This is a genomic window from Adhaeribacter radiodurans, assembly GCF_014075995.1.
GTDB lineage: Bacteria > Bacteroidota > Bacteroidia > Cytophagales > Hymenobacteraceae > Adhaeribacter > Adhaeribacter radiodurans.
Genome location: NZ_CP055153.1, coordinates 4,396,792 through 4,419,449, shown reverse-complemented (window position 1 = coordinate 4,419,449; position 22,658 = coordinate 4,396,792). Strand labels below are relative to the sequence as shown.

Genomic DNA, 22,658 nt, shown 5'->3' with positions numbered 1-22,658 from the left:
ATGTTTAACTTTTTTGAAAGTGAGCAATTAAAGCGCATTAAAAGTCACATCCTGAATCTGGGTGCATTGGCAAAAATTGATGGCCACGTTGACTCGGCGGAGATGAATTATATTATTACCATTGGCACTAAAAATGGTCTGAAGCAAGAAGAAGTACGAAGTTTACTCGCCAACGCCCAAACGGCTAAATTTGAATTACCGGCGAATGATTCGGAAAGATTCGATCAGATTTACGACTTGGTTGAAATGATGCTGGCCGATGGTATTGTGGACGATAACGAAATGGATTTTTGCGTGGAAATGGCGGCAAAGCTCGGTTTTAAAAAATCTATTGTGGGGGTACTGGTCCGCAAAATATCCATGGGAGTAAAAGACGGTCAGTCGCGGGAAGAAATAAAGCAAGATTCGCAATCTTTTCTGGAATTATAATAGCTTAAACAAATAGAATTCTTAATTGCTAAATGGTTTACCGGATAAGTAAACTCAGTGGTTAAGCTATTTACAAAGGCCAGAAAAGGGGAACCATGCTTAAAATAATTATTACTAATAAAAAGGTTAAGCCTGAACCAATCCGCATAAAATCTTTAAATTTATACTTTCCTGGCCCATAAACCAGAATGCACGATGGCTCAAAGGGAGTTACCAGCGAGACAGAAGCAGCTAACATAATAGCAATAGCAAAACTACGCGGATTAGCTCCTAAAGTAATTGCCGTTTGCAGCGCTACCGGCACAATTACCAAAGCCGCCGCCGCATTAGACATAGGTTGCGTAAGAAATACGGTTAAGAATACAAAGCCCGCTAAAATACCAAGCTTACCGAATGGTTCTAACAAAGAAACTATATTCTGCGCCAGGAAAGCAGCTGCACCAGATTTTTCCATGGCAGTTCCAAAAGCCGTCATTCCACCAATTAAAATCAAGAGCCGCCAGTCTATAGCGTTGTACGCTTTTTCTGTAGTTATACACCTAAGCAGAATACTAATTACGGCTGCCGATAAAAAACTAATAGAAAGCGGCAATAATCCCAAAGATCCCACTAAAATGGCTAGCAAAAAACAGCTAATGGTAAGCAGACCTTTTTGCTTTTTAAATAAAACGGGCGTAAAAGCATCTAACACCGCTAAATGCTGCGCAGAGCTTAAATATTTTAACCGTTCCGCCGAGCCTTGTACCAGTAATAAATCGCCGAGTTTTAAGCGAACCGCTCCAATCTTGGTTCGGATGGGTTCTCCTTGTCTTGAAATTGCCAGAACTACCAAGCCGTAGCGTCTTTGAAAATCTATTTCTTTTATCGACTGCCGGATCATATCGGAATGAGCTGTAATCAGAATCTCGGCCAGACGAATATCCTCACTTTGCAGCTCTTCTTCAATTAACACATCGGCCATTATTTCTACGCCTTTGGTTTCTTTTATCTTAATTAAGTCATCTTTTTCACCTTCAACCAGAATAATATCATTGGCCCGGATGCGGGTGCGGTGGTCAGGTAAAAACTTTTCTTTATTGCGAATAATATTTAAAATTTTAAACTTCAGTTTCGATAAGTCTGAGGCGTAGGCAATTTGACCTACTAATGGAGAATCTTCCATTACTACCACCTCAGAAATATACTTCTGAATTTTATATTCTTCGGTTAAACCATGGTCCTGATTATCAGGTAGCATTTTTTGCCCAATGGTCATCATGTAAACTAAGCCGACCAAAAAAATGACGATTCCAATAGGGGTAACTTCAAATAAGCCAACGGGTTCCATACCGGCTTTAGCAATGTAACCACTAACCGCTACGTTGGTAGAGGTGCCAATTAAGGTACAGGTGCCCCCTAAGATAGAGGCATAAGCCAAAGGCATTAATAATTTAGAACTACTGGTTTTTATTTGGCGGGATAAAGAAACTAAGGGTGTTACAAACATGGCTGTAACCGTAGTATTGTTCATAAACGCGGATATGGCACCAGCAATCGCCATTACCAGAAACAACATAAAACCAGCATTTTTACCAGCCACCCGCACCAGTCTTACAATTACAAAATCCAGAATACCGGTTTCTTCCAAGGCTGCACTCAACACAAATACCGACGCTATAATTACAATAAAATCGCTACTGAATCCGGCAAAAGCTTCTTCGGGAGTAATAATGCGGGTAGCGCATAAAACAATCAGCATAATGAGCGTTACCACGTCTACCGAAATTTTTTCGGTAGCGAACAGAATAACAGCAATTAAAAGTAAAACCAGTACAATAATTATTTCCATAAAGTTGAATAAGGACAGAAAACCCTTGCAAAACAGATAGACCAGCTTTATTTACGGGTTTGGAAGAAGCAATCTACTAATTAGTAGCAACGTGGCTAAGCCATTTAAAAATACCTTTTACTTGAATTTTGCCAGATAGTTGATGTATGACAAAAAAACTCAGCAATGAATTAAAATTAAATAGTTGCCGCCTGCTCTGTGCACGTTAGAAGTAATTCTATTAACTAAAGAGATACAAGTATCAAGATAGTAGATGTTAGCCTTTTACGGATAATTTACCGAAATACTTCTGGTAAAACCAATATAAGGTGCGGTACTGATAAACTTGAAAAGGCTAAACAGCTTCAATGTTAAATTAATTGGAACTTACTTCTTCTATCGACTTTAGTATAACGGTGCAGGCTTCTTTAATTTCCGCCTCGGTAATAGTAAGGGGAGGGGCAATACGCATGGAATTATCGCAAAACAAAAACCAATCAGTGAGTACGCCATTTTTAATTGCCTGATCTATTATAGGTTTTAAAATAGCAAAGGATTCAAACTCCGCCGCCATTAATAAACCGCAGTTACGAATGCTTTTAATCTGCGGATGCACGAGTAATTGCCGGAACAAATCTGCTTTAGCTGGTACTTGGTTAATTAAATTGGTTTTCTGTAAAATTTGCAAAGTAGCCAACGAAGCCGCGCAGGACACCGGGTTACCGCCAAAAGTAGTAATATGGCCGAGCAATGGATCATTTTTAAGGCTTCCCATTATTTCCTGCGGCGCAATGAATGCGCCAATGGGCATGCCGCCACCCATACCTTTGGCACAAATTAAAATGTCGGGTTCTATACTAAATTGCTCGAAAGCCCAGAAGGTACCCGTGCGACCAAAACCAGCCTGAATTTCGTCTAAAATTAACAAAGTGCCGGTCTCCTGGCAGCGTTGGCGCAGAGCGGGTAAATAACTGGGTTGCGGCAATTGTACGCCAGCCTCTCCTTGCACGGTTTCAATAATAACGGCGGCAGTTCGATGAGTAATATTTACTAAATCCGGCAAAGAGTTATGCCGGATTTGGCGAACATCGGGCAATAATGGTCGGAAAGCGTTTTTAAAATTTTCGGAACCATTAAGTGATAAAGAACCGTGGGTAGAACCATGGTAGGCATTAGAGCAGGAAATTAACTCGGTACGGCCGGTAAAACGTTTGGCTAATTTCAAAGCCCCTTCTACGGCTTCCGAACCGGAATTAACCAGGTAAACATTATTTAAATGAGCAGGCAAAGTATGTACTAACTGAGTAGCCAATTGCACCTGCGGGCCTTGCACAATTTCGCCGTATACCATTAAGTGCAAATATTTTTCGAGCTGGTTTTGAATAGCGGCAATAACTTCCGGGTGCCGGTGGCCAACGTTGCTCACGCCAATTCCGGAAATTAAATCCAGGTAGCGTTCGCCGTTGGGGCCGTACATGTAAACGCCTTCCGCCCGTTCTACTTCTAATAATAAAGGAAAATCAGTAGTTTGGGCCTGATGCTGCAGAAATAATTGCCGTTGTGAAAGCATGTTGCGGTAATATTTAAATTTTGGATTTACTTTTCTAGAAGTTAAATTCTGATTTATTTATTTGAGATGGTAAAGGTCATAAAAAAAGCCCGGCTTTACAGAAAGCCGGGCTAGGAAAGAAAACAGGAAACAGGAAAATTCTTTTTTACCGGCGGCCGTAAGCTCCCGGACGCTGGTTATCGAGTTTCTTTAATAAAACGCGGGTAAATTCGCGTTCGCTTTGATAAAGTGTGGCTAGTTGTCTTACAGAAATTACCTTCAAAAATCTATCAACGTATTTTTTTTCTACGTTTAGCTCGTTCTGGCGAACAGCATGCATTTCGTTAATAGCTTCGCGTAATTGCTGATCGGTTAAAGCAGTTAAATTAGCTCCCCGGGTAAGTCGCGTACGTGTATGAGTCGAGCGGCGTTCCGCTTCGTATTCATTATACAATGGCCAAAACTTTTGCGCTTGCTCACTAGATAATTGTAGTTTATCTGTTAGAAAAGCTACTTTGGCTGATTTTATTTTTTCCATTCGCTCTTGGCGCCTTTGCTGGTTTTGCTCCTCGGAGCGTTGCGGTATCTGAGCATAGGTTAAAGAACTGGTTACTAATAATAAAAAAGCAAGAATTAAATTTCTAAAGTTCATGGTATTAATTAAAATATACTTCTTCGAGTTGTTGCTCGTCTACTGTTTCTAAAATATCGTTAGGAGTAAGATTAGTAAAATCAGTGGAAAGATCCGCATCTGTAAAACTTAATTCAGCCATATCCCGACTATCCACTTCGTCCTGAAGCAATACGTATTCTAAAGCATCGCCCCGGCTAATATTTACTAAATTTATACCGGAGGCAGAATTATTGATAACGGATAAATTTTGTGCCCCCAAAAAAGCAGCTACGAAGCTTATAAGTAAAAAAACACTGGTAAATGCTATGCGGTAAGTAGTCCATAAGCTGCTCAGCCAATTGTTTTCAGTTGTTAATGTTCCCGGATTTACCCGCTCCATTATTACTCCCGGCAGTTTTTCAAAATACTTGTCGGGTACCCGGTAAAGGTTAGATTTAGGTAAGTTTTCCAACTTAAAATCTTCTTTCATGTTTATTAGATTACCTGCTTGGCAGAAGGTTTAATTATTATTGATAAAATCTTCAATTTTTTTTACGGCGTGGTGATACGAAGCTTTTAAAGCTCCCACCGAAGTGCCCAGTATTTCGGCTATTTCTTCGTATTTTAATTCATCGTAATAGCGCATGTTAAAAACCAGGCGCTGCTTATCAGGTAACTTTAACAAGGCTTTTTGTAGTTTTAGCTGAATCTCATCGCCGTTTGGGCCCACATTCGCATCAATTTTCTGCGATAGCTCTTCCGAAATATCGGTTATAGGTAAGAAGAATCTTCTTTTTTTCGATTTTAAAAAATTAAGACATTCGTTAGTAGCAATGCGGTAAATCCAGGTATACAATTGGGCATCCTTCCGAAACTCCGGTAAGTTTTTCCAGATTTTAATAAATACTTCCTGGGTTAAATCATCGGCATCGTCGTGGTCAATTACCATTTTCTGAACGTGCCAATACACTTTCTGCTGGTATTTCCGGATAAGCTGATTAAAAGCTAGATTACGCGAATCCGGGTTCTGAAATTTTTGAAGAATTTCCTGATCTTCCAAAGGGTAATTGTTCGTTAATTGCTTACTAGTGTTTAGATCATAGACAATGGGCCAAGGCAGCAAATTTTTGACTACTAGCATTGTATAATTTTAAAATTCATCAACTTTTAACTGACAAGTTTTAAAACATAAATACTTAATAGTTTAGAGTTCATGTCCATGGTCTGTCGTCTGTAAACTATGGACTAAACACTAGTTTTACTTACCTGTGCTTAGACAGTTTCTTTGGCGAATAGTTTAATCGGGAATTGTTCCTTTAAATTTAATTTTTAGCGAAAAAGTTTAACAGTAGTGGTAGCTGCCGAGCGGATTTCGAAAGTTTGTACATCGGTAAATTTGCTGGCATTAGCTGTTTTAGTGCGGAACACTAAACGATATTGACCCGGCTGCAAGGGTAAATTGGTGCGGCTGTTGTTTTCGGATAAATTGTAAATCCAACGCTGGCTACCGTCTTTTTCCAACACGTACAAACTTCCGTACCCTTGTAACTCCGTCGGAATATTAAGTAAACCCGGCGGCGGGAATGTTACGGTATTTGTCTGGCCTTGCTTAATTTCAACATCGTTCAGGTAAATGCGAGGTAAGGTTAATAATTCTAAATCGTACTTACCCGCTACTAATTTCTGACGGCTCCCGAAACGAAGAGCCACTAAAGTATTTTTAGAATTGTTTTCCCGCACAATGGCCTCGGTTACCCCAAACGGCGAAACAGCATCTTGCCGTAAAAATAAAGTGCCTTGCGGCGTTTTAGCCGAAAAAACGTTGTGCTCTCCGGCTTTTATGTCCAGATCTTTTAAAACTACGGGCGGCAGTGTATTAATAACTAAATCATAACTCAACAAGGCATCGATATCTAAAACATCGGTTTTACCAGCGGCCGAAAGATAGTGTACGTAATTGTATTCCGGCTCTTCGGTTACATTATTAATAAAAGTAAGATTTACGTTGGTTTCTACGGGTTTGCCTTGCTCGTCTTTTAACTCCACCGAAACGGTAGTTTTGCTCAGCGCCATTTTTACCACGTTATCGAGTACCTTCCGGAAAGAACTAATATCGGCGGCATTAAAATATTGTCCCATGCAAGCAAGTTCCGGTACAAATTGTTTCTCAATGCCAATTCCAATAACAAATGGTTTAAGAAAAATACGTTTCTTTTGCAGAGCTTTGGCTGTAGCGCAAGGATCGCCGCCGCAGGATTCCAGGCCATCGGTAATTAATATAAGAACGTTCCGGGAATTATTATCTACCGGAAAATCTTTAGCAGCTTGTTCTAAAGAATAAGTAATGGGCGTATTACCCCGCGGAACAATTTGCCGTAGCCGGGTTTTAATCTGTTCTTCGTTGCCTTCTTTAAAAGGAACTTCCAGGCGAGAGTCGGTGCAATTGTTTTTTTCTTTGTCAAACTGATGCCCGTAAACTCGTAAAGCCAATTCTAAATTTTGGTATTGTGCCAAGGAATCAACTAACCGGGAAAGTAAAATTTTGGCCACTTTCATGCGGTCGCTGCTTTCCCATTTGGCCAGCATACTTCCAGACCCATCGAGTAAAAACAAAATGCGGGTTTTCTTAACCGGCTCCGTTTTATTTGCGGTAGTTTGAGCGTAACTCATTCCATTTATAACCAGGAGCAAGCCTAGTACTACCCATATTTTACCTATTGTTTTCAATAAACCCAAAATTTAAATGGAACAGACGGTTATTGCTATATTTAATATAATGTATATAACCAGTTTGATACGAAAAAATTCCCAAACTCATTAATGTCTCTATATTAATTTAGAAACGAGTTTGGGAAATAGTTAGGTATGAAGCGTGATTGGGATCTTGTATGCGCGTAAGATTAATAATAAATAAAATTCTTGTGTAAAGTAAGAAGCTCCAAGTTTATGCGAATAAAAGTAATTTTAAATTATACGGGTAATCAGCAAAGCAAAGTCTCCTATTAATATAGAAGCTGTTTCGCCTTTTAGAAGTTTATTCATTATTTAGTAATTACCGCAACAATTATTCTGTTGCCAGCTACTATAATGTGGTGAAGACACCACCTTAGACAAAATTTTACTTTTTTATATATGCTAAACAGCTTTATAACCGGTTTAACTTTTTACTAATTGTGCTGCGTGATCTTTGGTATCTACCTTCGTGATAATATCCTGGATAATACCTTTTTCGTCGATAATAAAAGTATACCGCATGGTTCCCATGTATTTACGGCCATACATACTTTTTTCCTGCCAAACGCCATACGCTTCTACCATTTTTTTATCGGTATCAGAAAGTAAAGTAAAAGGTAGTTCAAACTTCTGAATAAACTTCTGGTGCGACTTTTCACTATCCACGCTTAAGCCAATTACTTCGTAACCTTTTAGCCGCAAATCATAATAATTGTCGCGCAGGTTGCAAGCTTGCGCCGTGCAGCCCGGAGTATCATCTTTCGGGTAAAAATAAATAACCAGTTTTCGGCCTTGGTAGTCTGATAATTTATGAACAATTCCATCCTGATCCGGAATAGCGAAATCCGGGGCTCTATCGCCAATTTGTAATGCCATATGGTAAGTAGTAGGTATTAAGTATTAAGTTATACGTTGTCTTAAATCAGTTTTGTTTTTTTTAAAGAAGTAAGTTTAATTTGAACAGCTACTTAAAAAGTAAATAAACTCTCGTAGTATATCTGATTTATTAAAAAGAGCATAGTGTTAAATGCGGGTAGTATATACGGTTTCGCGCCCCACGGCATCTTTTACCCATAACTTTAGCTCGCCCGATAACGGTACTTTTTTGTTTAACCTTTCGGAATAAAGCATAGCAGCTTTGTGTTCGTACTTAAGTAAAAGAAACTGGCCGTTTAATTCGGCGCGGTAAGAAGCTAAACCCGATAAATCGTCGCCTACTTTAAATCGAACCAGGGTAGGAGATTTAGAAAGTAATTTTACAGTGGGAGGCTTGAGGTCGTTCATTATTTTGTACTTGCCCAGGTTGCGGGTAGTAAAAGTAAACTGATCGTCTTTCCAGACTCCGTTAATAAAGGCGCGGCTATTGCCCCGGCCCAGCCACACGGCTCCCGCTGTAGTTTTATCCAGAATAGGTTCTTCGGGTTTAAAAGTTACTTTTAACGGCTGAAAAAGTGGGGTGTTAATATCATTAATAGACCAGACACCTGCCTCGTAACCAGACCAGAGGAATAGAGTGTCAAAAATTGTATTAGGATAAAATTGTAAAGTTACGTGGTTGTCGGCGTAAGAATAATCGGTGCCGGCTGGAATGGTTTGCCGGAAGAAAAACTTTTTAGTTTTACCGTTAAAAACAAGGGAGTCGGGTAGGCCGCCCCGCAAATCGTACAAATAAACGGAGTTGGATTGCACGGTATAGCTCGGTACCAGATCGTACCGTTTATTCCGGATAAAAAGATTTATGTTTTTGGGAATGCTTCCGGTGTCTACTGCCGCTATTTTAAGAACATCTTCGACTACTTCGTAATTAATCTGCTGTTTTTTTACTGAATTAGCAAAAGTATGGGTAGCTGCTGGCAAAGTGCCTTGAATAATGAATTGCAGGGTGGTGGTATTGTTGTAAGAATCTTTAAACTGCATGGTTACCGGGTAAGTAGCTCCTGGGTTAATTTTAAATTTCCCTTTATGAGCGCCGGTATTGTAAAGTGGTAAAGTATTGCCATCATCAATATAGCACTTCTGAAAGTTCTTACCGGTCATTTTCAGGTTTTCGTAATTTACGTGCCACGACACCATGCGCTGGTAATCAAAAGGAATATTATCGAGTAAATGAGTATAATGCGGTTTTCCGCCCACAAAAACGTTTACTTCCTGCACCCCGTTCTTATTCCAGGCTCCGGTATACCGGTCGAAAGCATTAAATTCTAACCCCAGCACGCCATTTGCCCGGATAGTATCTTTTAAAATGTAGGAATTAGGAGCATTTTTTATGGCCGGGAACTCTAGCCGGCCAAATAAATGATTCAGGCGGGCATCAATACTCAAGGTTTTAAAAGCAATGGCAATTACTTCGGGTGCCACATTATCCTGAATTTCTTTGAAGCCGTATTTTAGAGGATTTAGTAAATTATTTTTGGCGTCACGTACTTCAAAATGCAAGTGCGGCCCCATTGATCCGCCGGTATTGCCGGATTTAGCAATTATATCGCCTCTTTTAAAAACAAACTGGTCTTTTCCAGGGGTTAATTTTACGTCGAAAGATTGCTTGGCATACTGCATTTCCAGTACGTATTGTTCAATAGCCGGAGCAAAACTTTCGAGGTGGGCGTAAGTGGTGGTTAAGCCGTTCGGGTGAGCCAGGTACAGCATATACCCATACCCGTAGCTGGAAACCTCAATCTTGGAAATATACCCATCGGCGGCAGCATAAACTGGTAAACCGGTTACGCCATCGGTTTTAATATCAATACCCCCGTGAAAGTGATTGGGTCGGATTTCGCCCATGCTGCCCGATAAATAATTCTGGCGGCCCGGATGAATTGGAAATAAAAAATAACTATCGGCTTCTTCGGGATTTTGGGCGTTAACCCCCGGGAACAATACGCTGAAAAAAGCTACTAAAACGAAAAACTTACTTAATCTCAAAATCTAAAACTTTTTTATCTTCTATAAATCCTTCCAACCTATCGCCAATTTTTACGGGACCAACACCTTTAGGAGTACCGGTAAAAATAATATCGCCTTTTTTTAAGAGGATAAATCGCGAAATATAACTGATTATATTTTCGAACGGATGCAGCATCAGGCTAGTATTGCCTTGCTGTTTAATTTCCTGATTAAGGCGCAAAATAAAATTGATATTTTTTAAATCAGGATAATCTGTTAAAGGTAAAAATTCTGACACAGGAGCAGAGCCATTAAAACCTTTGGCTAAGTCCCAGGGCAAACCTTTGCTTTTAGCTTTAGATTGCAAATCGCGGGCAGTAAAATCTATCCCTAAACCAATGGCATCGAAATAATTGGCGGCAAATTTTGGTTGAATGTTTTTCCCTTCTTTGCTGATGCGCAAAATAATTTCTAACTCATGATGAATTTCTTGGGTAAAATCCGGATAGTAAAAAGGATCGTTATTTTTAATTAGGGCGGTATCAGGTTTTAAAAAAATAACCGGTTCGTCGGGTACTTCGTTTTGTAATTCGGCAATATGATCGGCGTAATTACGGCCAATGCAAAGTATTTTCATGCGGGAAGTAGTTTTATTCAAAAATAGCTGAATAATTTTTTTAGAAAAGTCTTACCAACAAAATTCAACAACAGTTTTTTAGAATTTTATACTTTCGTATTCATTTTCAAACCTTTAATAAAATAAAGGTAAGCTCACCAGGTTAAGCAGAAAAGAAGCCGGAACATTTCGGGCTTACCTAGCCGTATAAAGCCAACTGGCATGTAATATGCTCTTTAAAAAGCAGAGTTTTACTTTTACAGAGTAAGTGATTTTTAAAGAATTAAAGTTTTTCATTAAACCAGCTAATTTTATGTGGAAGAAAATATGTGTTTACAGTAGTTTTTTAATGGTAATGGGTTGCGCTACTGTGCCTATTACGGGTCGCCGGCAGCTTTCTTTGGTTCCTTCGGCCGAAATGCAGCAGATGAGTTACGCTTCTTACAAGCAGGTGCTAGATACGGCTAAGGTGGTAAGTAATAGCCAAAATACGGCTATGGTAAAGCGGGTAGGACAGCGTATTCAAAAGGCCGTAGAACAATACATGGCGCAGAACAATCTAAGCGACCAATTAGCTGGTTATGCCTGGGAATTTAATTTGATTGAAGATCCTCAGGTAAACGCCTGGTGTATGCCGGGTGGCAAAGTGGCCGTATATACGGGTATTATTCCCATTGTCCGCGACGAAACTGGTTTAGCGGTAGTAATGGGGCACGAAATTGCCCACGCTATTGCCAAACACGGCGATGAGCGCATGAGCCAGGGTTTACTGCAGCAATTAGGCGGTGCTACTTTACAAGCTGCCATGGGATCTAACCCTAGTTTAACGAATAACTTATTTTTAACCGCGTATGGTGCCGGTTCGCAATTAGGCTTGCTGGCTTATGGCCGCAAGCAAGAATCGGAAGCAGATGAGTTAGGACTTATTTTTATGGCAATGGCCGGTTACAACCCTCAGCAGGCAGTTCCATTTTGGGAAAGAATGGCCGCTGGTAAAGGTGGACAAGCTCCGCCCGAGTTTCTTTCTACTCACCCTTCCGACGAAACCCGGATTGCCGATATTCAAAAACACATTCCAGAAGCTTTAAAGTACTATAAAAAATAATTGAATCGTTCGATGAAAAATAAAAGCCTGGTTGCGTATAAACAATCAGGCTTTTTAATTTGAATTTTATGAAAAAGAAATTATTCTGGATTGCGGCTCTAACGCTGGCTTTAGTCCTTAAATCAGATAAAGCGAAATAGTTGCTAGTTGTTCGTTATTGGTTGTTAGATTAAGGAATTGGTGAATTGCTAAATTGTTAAAGAAAATATAGGACGAGAAACCTTTAGTTTTTAATTTTAAATTCTATCCAGCTATCGCGAGCGTCTTCGCTCGTGATGATTATTGTCAGGTCTTTGGTCGGTTGAAAATAGTTGCTGATATGATTTTAATGAAAGCTTTTTCGTACGCCCGGCCGGAGGCCCTCCCACATAGTAGCCACGATCGAAGACGCTCGCGCCACCAAGATTTTTTAAATTTTTAACCTTCCAACCTAACCTGCAACTTCCAACCTGCAACTTTCAACCTAACTTAAAACTACCTTTAAAACTGCGGAGTTTAATGCGGGTAAAAACTTTTTTGGTTTGCAAAGGAAAATCGCCTTTCATGAGCCAGTCGTAATAGTGCGGATCTTTGGCAAAAATTTCTTCGACGGGCACGTTTTTGTGTTTGCCAAAATTAAATACTTCCTGACCAGCAGGATTAAATAAAATTCTACCAGATAAGTCGGCCGTGTTCTGAAAAGTAAATTTGTGCAGCTTCTGCATGTCGTTGGCCACCGGAAATTCCTCTTTGCAATCGGGAGTGGTTACCGAAACGTTTTCGTATCTCTCTAATTGCGCTTTTAAAATATCGTAGGTAGCAACAGTATCGGCTTCGGCGCTGTGCGCATTTTCCAGAGGTTTGTTGCAGTAAAATTTATAAGCTGCCGTTAGGGTGCGCTGCTCCATTTGGTGAAAAATCCGGCAAACATCTACAATGGAGCGGTTGGTAATATCAAAATCAATATCCACCCGCAAAAATTCTTCGGCCAGTACCGGAATATCAAATTTTATTAAATTATAACCCGCTAAATCGCAGCCTTTTAAAAAAGCATCTACCTGGTGCGCTACTTTGGCAAAAGTGGGCGCATCTTTTATGTCTTCGTCGTAAATATTATGAATTAAACTGGTTTCGAGCGGAATAGGAATAGTGGGATTGATGCGCATGCTTTTGAGAATTTCTTCTCCCGATGGCATTACTTTCAACATGCAAATTTCTACTATCCGGTCGCGGCAAATATCTACGCCGGTAGTTTCCAGATCGAAAAAAACAATGGGTTTACGCAGGTTTAGTTTCATGTGCGCTTTATTTTTAGCAGATGCTGGTAGCCAGCGTTTGAACATCCATATTATCGTACGTGCCCGAACTCATCAACAATAAATTTTGATTTTTCCAACTTAAAGACTGAAGGTAATCAAATAGTTGCTGGCTATCGTTAAAAACCTGTATAGAATCATTGGCAAAAGCTTGTTTAATGTCTTCGGGTTGCAGGGCTGGCATGCGTTTGTGTTCCAGAGTTTTCGGGTTAAAGTAAACAATGGGCACATCGGCGTTACCAAAAGCACCTTTGTACTGCGGTAAAAAATCTTTGTTTAAACTGCTAAAGGTATGCAGTTCCAGACAAGCTACCAGGTTACGATCCGGAAACTGATTTTTTAAGGCTTCAGTAGTTGCTTTTACTTTAGACGGAGCGTGGGCAAAATCTTTATATATGCGGGTGTAATTATTACCGGCTAAAAACTCCAGCCGACGAGCCGCTCCTTTAAATGTTTTAAGAGCTTCGTAAAAAGCTTGCGGTTTAATGCCTAGTTGTTTACAAACTTCTTTCGCTGCCGAAATATTACGTAGGTTATGTTCCCCGAAAATCTGGATCGGTATATCGTCTTTCTTAGTTTTTAAATAGGTAATACCATTATACACCTGATGTTCGTGTGCCGAATAACCAATGTATTTTACTAAATCGTTGCGTGGAACGCAAACGTGCAATACTTGTTCATCGTCTTGGTTGTAGATGAGGGTACCGGCTTTTGGAGTCATTTCGGCAAATATGCGGAACTGTTCCCGGTAAATCTTAGGATCTGGAAATACGTTAATATGGTCCCAGCTAATACCACTAACCACGCCAATATGATGATGATACAAATGAAATTTAGGAACTCTTTGAATAGGAGAAGCTAAATACTCATCGCCTTCTATTATAAAAATAGGAGCCTCTTCGGTTAATTTTACCATGTTATCGAAGCCTTCCAACTGCGCACCTACGGCATAATCAAACAACCGATTATGGTATTGCAGAACGTGCAGAATAATGGAGGTAATAGAAGTTTTGCCGTGGCTGCCCCCAATTACAATACGCTGCTTATTTAAAGACTGCTGGTAAATAAATTCTGGAAAAGAATAAATTGGAATACCTAATTCCTGGGCACGTTGCAGTTCCGGATTATCGGCGCGAGCGTGCATACCCAGAATAACGGCATCCAGTTCCGGCGTAATTTTCTCGGGAAACCAACCCATTTCAGCGGGCAAAATACCGGCTGTTTTCAACCGGTCGAACGCCGGATTAAATATTTCGTCGTCGGAGCCACTAACTTGCAGGCCTTTCTGGTGCAGGGCCAGGGCTAGATTATGCATGATACTGCCGCCTACAGCAATAAGATGAATGCGTTGCAATTGAGTTGTTTGCATGTATTCCAGTGAGTAAGACAACAAATGTACAAATTTTTTTTAGTCACGTTAGCCTTAAAAATTTGCTTCTGCGGGTACATTTACTCAAGACCTACATCTAAAGTTTTTACCTGGTTCAGTACCAGCACCTAAGCTTCTGTGGACGAAAAGGTTTATAAATTGTTAATAAGCCAATCCAGAACTTTGTTAGATTTGTGTATGGAGGAGAGTAAAGTAAAGTTTTCCCGCGATGGTAAAAATGCCCGTTGGAATGGCAAGAGTTCGATTACTGCTGGATTAGGTAAAATACCACCTCAATCTTTGGATTTGGAGGAAGCTGTATTAGGGGCATTAATGCTCGAAAAAGATGCCCTAACAACCGTTATTGATATTTTAAAGCCACAAAGTTTTTATAAAGATGCGCACCAGAAAATTTTTAAAGCCATTCTGGCGCTTTTCGATAAATCCGAACCGATTGATATTTTAACGGTAACCCAGCAATTGCGCGAGGATGGGGAACTGGAATTTGTGGGCGGCCCTTACTACATCATGAACCTGACTACCCGCATCCATTCCGCGGCCAACGTTGAGTTCCACGCGCGTATTATTACTGAAAACTCCATTAAACGGGACCTGATTTCTATATCGAGCGAAGTAGAAAAACGGGCTTTTGAAGATACCACGGACGTATTTGATTTACTCGATTACGCCGAAAAGTCTTTGTTTGAAGTATCGGAAGCGAACATTCGCAAAAACTTTGACGATATGCGTTCTTTGATGCACAAAGCCATTAAAGAACTCGAAGAAAAGAAAAACCAGAAAGAAGGTTTAACCGGGGTGCCCAGTGGATTTACCGCTTTAGACCGGGTTACATCGGGTTGGCAACCTTCGGATTTAGTAATTTTAGCGGCTCGTCCGGCAATGGGTAAAACGGCGTTTGTAGTTTCGGCCATGCGTAACGCGGCTGTAGACTTTAATAAACCCGTGGCCATTTTTTCGTTGGAGATGTCGTCGCTGCAGTTGGTAAACCGTTTGATTTCGGCGGAGGCTGAATTGGAAAGTGAAAAAATTAAGAAGGGTAACCTGGCCGATTACGAATGGGCCCAGCTCAATCATAAAATTTCCAAATTATCGGAAGCCCCTATTTTTATTGACGATACGCCGGGTTTATCTATCCGGGAATTGCGCACCAAGTGCCGCCGGTTAAAAGCCCAGCACGATATTCAGATGATTATCATCGACTATTTGCAGCTGATGACGGGTAACGAAGGCAAAGGGGGCGGCGGTAACCGGGAACAGGAAATTGCTTCTATTTCGCGGGCTTTAAAAATGTTGGCCAAAGAACTAAGCGTGCCGGTAATTGCGCTGTCGCAGTTGAGCCGGGCGGTAGAAACCCGCGGTGGCGACAAAAAACCCCAACTATCTGACTTACGTGAATCCGGGTCTATTGAGCAGGACGCCGACATGGTAATTTTCTTGTACCGCCCTGAATATTATGGTATCACTGAAGACGAATTAGGGAACCCAACCCAAGGCGTAGGTGAAGTAATTATAGCCAAGCACCGGAATGGTTCACTGGCTACGGTACCGCTTAAATTTATTGGTAAGTTTACCAAGTTCGGCGACCTGGAAGGCGACTTTGGCGCTGATCCGTTTGGCGGCGGAGCGTTACCACCAAGTAATTTCGATGATCCGTTTGGTGGAGGCAACGCTGTACGTTTACCTAGCAAAATGAACGGCGACTCTTTACCTAAATCCAGCTTCGACACCGAGGAGCCGCCGTTTTAAGTTGTAGGTTGCTGGTTAGTAAATTAGAAAGTTGTAGAAGAATTCTTTAACCTGCTAGTGCGATTAAAACTATAAAGTAGTCAATATAAAATCTTATAAAAGCAAAAAGCCTCCTATAGGAGGCTTTTTGCTTTTATAAAGGTAGAGCTGTTCCATCTTCTAAACTGATTTAAAAATATTCAAAAAAAGTTCCTCGGAATCAATTTGTCCGGGTTTGCTATTTAGAGAATCTGTAAAAAAAGTAAGGTTTATAGATATCAAATTTACAAATGGGCGTATATAGATGGTATAATTTATCACTTCCATTTTATAGCAAAAATATGAAAAAACATTTTTTACTGTTATTGTGTCTGTTTAGTGTGCGTTTGCTGTACGCCCAGGATGCGGTGCCCATTACAGGTAGGGTTACCGATGCCAAAACCGGTGAAGCCTTAATTGCGGTAAGCGTACTTATTAAAGGCACTACAAATGGTGCCCAAACAGATGTTGAGGGCAATTTTACCGTAAATGCTCCCGCAAATGCCACTCTCGTTTTTAGCTACATTGGTTACCAGTCACAAGAAGTGCCGGTAAATAATCGCACTTCCATTAATGTTCAATTAGCTACCGATGCTACACAGTTAAACGAAGTAGTGGTAGTGGGTTATGGTACCCAGCAAAAGCGCGACGTAACCGGTTCTATTACCTCTGTTAAAGGCGACGAATTAGTAAAACAATCTTCCCAGAACCCGGTAAGTTCTATTCAGGGTAGAGTTGCCGGCGTGCAGATTACTAATACCGGTACTCCGGGTGCTTCGCCGCAGGTTCGGATACGGGGGGTTGGTTCCGCGCAAGGTGGGGTAGAGCCTTTGTATGTGGTAGACGGCACTTTTGTGCCGGATCTGAGTTTCTTGAACCCAGCCGATATTGAGTCGATGGAGGTTTTAAAAGATGCGTCCAGTGCTTCTATTTACGGGGTAAGGGCCGCGAATGGTGTTGTATTAGTTACTACCCGGAAAGGAAAAGCAGGAGCCCCCCGAATAAATTACAACGGTTTTGCGGGTATCCAAAAAGTTACTAACCGGTTAGAAATGGCCAATGCTCAGGAATACGCCACGTTAGTAAACGAGAAATTCGAAGCAATTGAAGAGCCCAGAAGACTTCCTTTAAATTCCCCCTCAACGGATTGGTACGACCAGGTTTTACGTACCGCTCAAATTCATAACCATCAGTTGAGTATGTCTGGCGGAACAGAACGGATTACTTATAATTTTAGTGGTAGCTACCTGAACCAACAAGGTATTGTAAAAAAGAACGATTTTGAACGGATAACCGCCCGCTTGCAGACCGATTTTAAAGTAACTAACAACATTAAGGTAGGTTATAATGCCATATTCTCTAACATTAAAACCGATACTATCCCATCGGGCGTTTTGTATCAGTCGTATGTTGCTCCTTCTATTTTACCGGTTAGAGAAGCAAATGGCCGCTACGGTGATCCGGCCAATATTAATTTAGGTAATTTTTCTAACCCGAAAGCCAGTTTAGATTGGTTTAACCAGGTAAATCGATCTCAAAGGTTAACTGGTAATGTTTTTGGCGAATTAACTTTTTTAAAAGATTTTACTTTTCGGACCAGTTTGGGTATCAATTATTTAGTAAGCGATTACCGGAATTACCGGTCGCGTGATTCTTTAACATCTATCCAATTTGCGGAAAGAAGCCTTTTAACTAAGGGCAATTACAAAGGCAACAGTTGGCTTTGGGAAAATACCTTAACGTATAATAAAGAGATTGGAGCAAACCGGTTTACCGTTTTATTAGGAATTTCATCGCAAAGAGATCGCTGGGAAGAAATTATAGGTACTATTAACGACGTACCTAATAATTCCGAAGCTTCTTATTATTTTGGATTAGGTGATCAGGAAACTGCCAGAATCCAGAATAATGGTGACTTGTATACTTTCGCTTCTTATTTCGGCCGGATTAATTATGCTTTTAAAGATAAATATTTAGTAACCACCAGCCTGCGCTACGATGGTTCTTCTAAATTTCCATCAGACAACCGGTTTGATATTTTTCCTTCCATTGGATTGGGCTGGATGGTAACCGAAGAGCCGTTTATGAAAAATCAAACGGCTATTAATAACCTGAAAGTGAGAGCTAGTTGGGGTAAATTAGGAAATAGTAATATTCCTTCTAATGTTTTTAACCAAACAGCTAATTTAGCTCCGGGTTATATAGCTTTCTTTGGGGGAATACCTTACACCGGCGGTAATTTTGATCAGGCCGTTCCACCTACCCTGCTGTGGGAAGTTGTAAAAGAAACCGATTTAGGTTTTGAAATGGTTACGCTCAATAACCGCTTAACAATAGAAGCAGATTGGTACGATAAAAGAACCGAAGATGCTATTTTCAGGGTGCCTTTTTTGAGTTCTTCCGGGTTAGGAGGTTCTATTAACGGAAACTTTGCCAGTTTTAAAAATACCGGGGTTGAATTTGCCGCTAATTGGAACACCGAAGCTACTTCCAACTTCCGCTATAACGTAGGCTTTAACGTAGCTTATAACCGAAACGAAGTTACTAATATAGATACTTTCATTCCCCAATACGGTGGTAGTGGCGGAGTTGCCGGTAATTTAACTACTATTTCCCGGTTAGGCGATCCCATTGGTTCTTTCTATGGGTTTGTGGTAGATGGTGTTTATCAGACCGAACAGGAAGTTACAGGTTCCGCTCAGCCCGCTGCTAAACCCGGCGATTTCAGATACCGCGATTTAAACAATGATAACGTAATTGATAACCGTGATAGAACCATTATCGGTAATCCTAACCCACGTTTTATTTACGGTATTAACTCGGGTTTTAATTTCTATAATTTCGATTTGCAATTAGATATTCAGGGCGTAGCCGGAGTAGAAATTTATAATGCCAATAAAGGAAACCGGTTTGGTAATGAGAATTATACCAAAGATTTCTTTGATAACCGCTGGCATGGAGCGGGTACCTCCAATTCCTATCCTTCGGCTGATTTAAGTGGCATTAATTTAGACCCGAATAGTTGGTACATAGAAAATGGAGATTACATCCGGATCCGGAATTTACAAGTTGGTTACACGCTGCCTACTACTCTTACCGGAAAATGGAAGATACAATCTATTCGATTTTATGCGAATGCCCAAAATCCAGTAACCCTCTTTAAGTATAACGGCTTTACCCCCGAAGTAGGTGGACCGCCAACCAATGCCGGGATAGATTTAAATGTTTATCCTCTTTCGGCAACATATAACTTCGGTGTCAACGTTAATTTTTAATCTAGCATTAATTTCCAAATGAAAAATATATTTTATAAAACAATATCTAGAATTCTGATTGGTTTTAGCATTCTGGCTTTGGGAGGATTATATTCCTGTAAAGAAGAATTCTTAGATGTAGACCCCCAGGGAAAGCCGGAAGAATCAGAATTTTTTGTTAATCAAGAGCAGGCTGTAATGGGAGTAAATTCCATTTATGCTCAACTACGGGCCTGGCCGGTTGCGGCCTTTGCTCACCTGGCGCTAACCACTATTGCCTCCGACGATGCGGAAAAAGGCAGTACGCCGGGGGATGCTTCCTTTATGAATGATTTTGATAATTTTACGTTTACTTCCACGCAATTTACTTTAAATGATTACTGGAGTGGGCAGTATGCGGGCATAAACCTGAGCAACCAGGTGCTCACCCGAGTACCAGCCATTACCATGGATGAAAGCCTAAAAGCTCGCTTGCTGGCCGAAGCTAAATTCCTCCGGGCTTATTATTATTTTAACTTAGTCCGGGCTTTTGGCGGGGTTCCGCTGGTAACTAAAATTCCGGAAACTCCAGAAGAATTAAACCCTGCCCGGGCAACGGCCGAAGAGGTATACGCCTTAATTATAAGCGACCTGACCGATGCCTCCAGCGTTCTGCCAGTTAGTTACGATGCCGCTAATGTGGGCCGGGCTACCAAAGGAGCCGCTTTAGGCATGCTGGCCAAAGTAAAAATGTATCAAAAAGCCTGGCCCGAAGTTTTAAGCCTTACCGAGCAGGTAATGGCTTTACCTTATTCTTTAACCCCAGATTATTATCAGATTTTCCGGTTTGCGGGCGAGAACAATGCCGAGTCTATATTTGAAGTTCAGGCCGAGGTAATACCCGGCAATTGCGATGCTTCTAACAGTCAATGGGCTGAAGTTCAGGGAGCACGGCCGCAGTTTGGTTGGGGCTTTAGTATTCCTACTACTGATTTAGACAATGCCTTTGAAGCTGGGGATGTGCGGAAAGATGCTACCATCCTGTACCGCGGGGAAGTAACACCGGAAGGTGATAAAATTAGTGAAACAGCCGATAACCCGCGTTACAACCAGAAAGCCTACGTGCCCGGATCAGTAGCTAAGGAATGTGGTTATGCCAAAGGCCAGAATATCCGGATTATGCGTTTGACCGAAGTATTGTTAATGCACGCTGAAGCCGCGAACGAACTAGGCCAAACGGACAAAGCTCTTAGCTCTTTAAACCGGGTACGCGAACGCGCCAAGTTAGACCCAATAACAATAACCGATCAAGCCCAACTAAGAAACATCATCTGGCACGAACGGCGGGTAGAGATGGCTTTGGAAAATGGAGATCGTTTCTTTGATTTAGTACGGCAAGGCCGGGCTGCTGAGGTATTTCAGGCACTAGGCAAAAACTTTACTCCCGGTAAAAACGAAGTTTATGCTATCCCACAAAATCAAATTGAATTAAGTGGCGGTACTCTTACCCAAAATCCGGGTTACTAGGGTTCTAAATTTTTAAAATTTAAAAAATCAGGAAGTCAATCTGTTTGGCTTCCTGATTTTTATTCTAATTCTTTTTTATCAGTAAAGAATGACTTACTCCCGACAGCCTTATTTGTACTTGTTGTTCATTATTACTTTAATTTCCTGTAAGGCAAAGGAAGAAGAAAATGTAACTCCTCCGGTAATTACCCCAGAGATAGCCCCCGTTACACCTGATAAAGAAATACTGGATGAAGTACAACAAGCTACCCTGCAATATTTTTGGGAATATGCGCATCCGGTATCGGCTATGGCTCGGGAACGTACCGGTTCCGGCGATTTAGTTACCAGCGGTGGCACCGGTTTTGGTATTTCGGCTCTAGTTGTTGGTGTAAACCGCGGTTGGATTAACCGCGCCGAAGCCGTGGACCGCCTAACCAAAATGTGCGAATTTTTAAAAAATGCGGACCGGTTTCATGGAGCTTGGAGTCATTGGCTGGATGGGAATACCGGTAAAGCCATTGCTTTTAGCCCAAATGATAACGGAGGCGATTTGGTAGAAACTTCTTTTTTAATAAACGGCTTGTTAACTGCCCGAACGTACTTTACTGGCGCAGATGCCAAAGAAACAGAACTACGCAATAAGATTACCCAATTGTGGGAAACCGTTGAATGGGATTGGTACGCTTCTCGGGGCGATAATCAATTATACTGGCATTGGAGTCCGGATTATAATTGGGAAATGAATATGGCCATCCGGGGCTGGAACGAATGTTTGATTACCTACATTCTGGCTTTAAGTTCTCCCACGCATGCTATGTCGCCGGCAGTTTACCAAAATACTTTTCAAGCATCTGGTTTTGTAAATGGGCAGCCCTTAGAAGGATATTTGCTTCCTATAGGCCCTAGTTATGGTGGGCCTTTGTTTTTTGCCCATTATTCCTTTTTAGGATTAGACCCGCGCCAAATGCAGGATCAGTACACTTTTTACTGGGAACAAAATGTAAAACATACACTTATAAACCGGGCTTATTGTTTGTTTGCTGCTCCCAAAAATTACGGCTATCATGCTGGTTTATGGGGGCTAACGGCTTCTGATGATCCGGATGGGTACAAGGCGCATCAGCCGATGGATGATAATGGCACTGTTTCCCCAACGGCGGCAATTAGTTCTATGCCTTACACGCCTTATTATTCCATGCAGGTTTTGCGGCATTTATATACTACTTTAAATAAGCAGCTTTATGGCAGTTACGGCTTCTACGATGCTTACAACAAATCACGGGGTTGGGTCGCCAAAGATTATCTGGCCATCGATCAAGGGCCTATAGTGGTAATGATAGAAAATTACCGCAGCGGTTTACTTTGGAGTTTATTTCATCAAATACCTGAAGTACAAAATGGTTTAACAAAAGCCAACATAAAGCAACCAAATCCCGAAACCGGCTTTTATCTGGCTATTCCGGAAATCAGATCCGGTTTATATGACTTGTTAAAACATCCCGACCAGAATAAGTACCCGATAGATGTTTCGATAAAAGATGCTGGCGGTTTTACTTTAACTTTAGAAAAAGAAAATGGTTCGGTAACCGAAAATATCTGGCAAGAAGAACAAAAAGCTCCCGGTTTATACCCAATAACCTTCGGCGAAAATGTGCCGGCCGGTAAATATACCTTACGACTAAGCAGCTTGGCTGGCGAGAATAAGTTAGTCGTTTACCTGCACTAAATTTTA

At 41.0% G+C, this 22,658-nt stretch carries 17 protein-coding genes; 6 read left to right on the top strand and 11 right to left on the bottom strand.

Annotated features, from left to right (window positions below; genetic code table 11):
• A complete protein-coding gene (locus tag HUW48_RS17645) occupies window positions 1-429 on the top strand; it encodes a tellurite resistance TerB family protein (RefSeq protein ID WP_182412195.1) in 429 nt (142 codons plus the stop codon).
• A 70-nt stretch (window positions 430-499) separates the two neighbouring features.
• Here the strand turns inward: HUW48_RS17645 and HUW48_RS17640 are convergent, their stop codons facing one another.
• The 9 genes from HUW48_RS17640 to HUW48_RS17600 all read right to left on the bottom strand — a co-directional run bounded on the left by HUW48_RS17640 (window position 500) and on the right by HUW48_RS17600 (window position 10,651).
• Window positions 500-2,257, bottom strand: coding sequence for an SLC13 family permease (locus HUW48_RS17640; RefSeq protein ID WP_182412194.1), 1,758 nt, complete (start codon window positions 2,255-2,257; stop codon window positions 500-502).
• A gap of 355 nt (window positions 2,258-2,612) precedes the next feature.
• Window positions 2,613-3,806: an aspartate aminotransferase family protein gene (locus HUW48_RS17635; RefSeq protein ID WP_182412193.1), complete on the bottom strand. Its 1,194-nt coding sequence runs from the start codon at window positions 3,804-3,806 to the stop codon at window positions 2,613-2,615.
• Window positions 3,807-3,951: 145 nt separating this feature from the next.
• Complete coding sequence (locus tag HUW48_RS17630; RefSeq protein ID WP_182412192.1) at window positions 3,952-4,437, bottom strand: hypothetical protein; 486 nt, start codon at window positions 4,435-4,437, stop codon at window positions 3,952-3,954.
• A 4-nt stretch (window positions 4,438-4,441) separates the two neighbouring features.
• The gene (locus HUW48_RS17625) at window positions 4,442-4,888 is read right to left on the bottom strand and encodes a hypothetical protein (RefSeq protein ID WP_182412191.1); all 447 of its coding nucleotides are present in this window, start codon (window positions 4,886-4,888) and stop codon (window positions 4,442-4,444) included.
• Window positions 4,889-4,918: 30 nt separating this feature from the next.
• A complete protein-coding gene (locus tag HUW48_RS17620; RefSeq protein WP_182416428.1) occupies window positions 4,919-5,458 on the bottom strand; it encodes an RNA polymerase sigma factor in 540 nt (179 codons plus the stop codon).
• 269 nt (window positions 5,459-5,727) lie between these two features.
• Window positions 5,728-7,125 (bottom strand): vWA domain-containing protein, encoded by a 1,398-nt coding sequence (locus tag HUW48_RS17615; protein WP_246343531.1) that lies wholly within the window; start codon window positions 7,123-7,125, stop codon window positions 5,728-5,730.
• 429 nt (window positions 7,126-7,554) lie between these two features.
• Window positions 7,555-8,007, bottom strand: a complete 453-nt coding sequence (bcp, locus tag HUW48_RS17610; RefSeq protein ID WP_182412190.1) for a thioredoxin-dependent thiol peroxidase — start codon at window positions 8,005-8,007, stop codon at window positions 7,555-7,557.
• A 147-nt stretch (window positions 8,008-8,154) separates the two neighbouring features.
• Window positions 8,155-10,053 (bottom strand): M23 family metallopeptidase, encoded by a 1,899-nt coding sequence (locus HUW48_RS17605; protein ID WP_182412189.1) that lies wholly within the window; start codon window positions 10,051-10,053, stop codon window positions 8,155-8,157.
• Entirely contained in the window at window positions 10,040-10,651 is a 612-nt protein-coding gene (locus HUW48_RS17600; protein ID WP_182412188.1) for a fumarylacetoacetate hydrolase family protein, read from the bottom strand. The genes HUW48_RS17605 and HUW48_RS17600 overlap by 14 nt, the downstream gene beginning before the upstream one ends.
• A 292-nt stretch (window positions 10,652-10,943) precedes the next feature.
• On the opposite strand from HUW48_RS17600, the gene HUW48_RS17595 reads away from it, so the two are divergent.
• Window positions 10,944-11,735, top strand: a complete 792-nt coding sequence (locus HUW48_RS17595; protein ID WP_182412187.1) for a M48 family metallopeptidase — start codon at window positions 10,944-10,946, stop codon at window positions 11,733-11,735.
• A gap of 458 nt (window positions 11,736-12,193) precedes the next feature.
• On the opposite strand, the gene HUW48_RS17590 is transcribed toward HUW48_RS17595, so the two are convergent.
• Window positions 12,194-12,973 carry an exonuclease domain-containing protein gene (locus HUW48_RS17590; protein ID WP_394368474.1) on the bottom strand — a complete coding sequence of 260 codons (780 nt, stop codon included), beginning with the start codon at window positions 12,971-12,973 and terminating at the stop codon, window positions 12,194-12,196.
• Between the two features lie 52 nt (window positions 12,974-13,025).
• A complete protein-coding gene (locus HUW48_RS17585; protein WP_182412185.1) occupies window positions 13,026-14,399 on the bottom strand; it encodes a UDP-N-acetylmuramate--L-alanine ligase in 1,374 nt (457 codons plus the stop codon).
• Window positions 14,400-14,597: 198 nt separating this feature from the next.
• On the opposite strand from HUW48_RS17585, the gene dnaB reads away from it, so the two are divergent.
• From dnaB to HUW48_RS17565, 4 genes are all read left to right on the top strand, one after another.
• Window positions 14,598-16,166 (top strand): replicative DNA helicase, encoded by a 1,569-nt coding sequence (dnaB, locus tag HUW48_RS17580; RefSeq protein WP_182412184.1) that lies wholly within the window; start codon window positions 14,598-14,600, stop codon window positions 16,164-16,166.
• Between the two features lie 320 nt (window positions 16,167-16,486).
• A complete protein-coding gene (locus HUW48_RS17575; protein ID WP_182412183.1) occupies window positions 16,487-19,459 on the top strand; it encodes a SusC/RagA family TonB-linked outer membrane protein in 2,973 nt (990 codons plus the stop codon).
• An 18-nt stretch (window positions 19,460-19,477) separates the two neighbouring features.
• Entirely contained in the window at window positions 19,478-20,944 is a 1,467-nt protein-coding gene (locus HUW48_RS17570; protein ID WP_182412182.1) for a RagB/SusD family nutrient uptake outer membrane protein, read from the top strand.
• 88 nt (window positions 20,945-21,032) lie between these two features.
• Complete coding sequence (locus HUW48_RS17565; RefSeq protein ID WP_182412181.1) at window positions 21,033-22,652, top strand: glucoamylase family protein; 1,620 nt, start codon at window positions 21,033-21,035, stop codon at window positions 22,650-22,652.
• The last annotated feature ends 6 nt before the right edge of the window (window positions 22,653-22,658 follow it).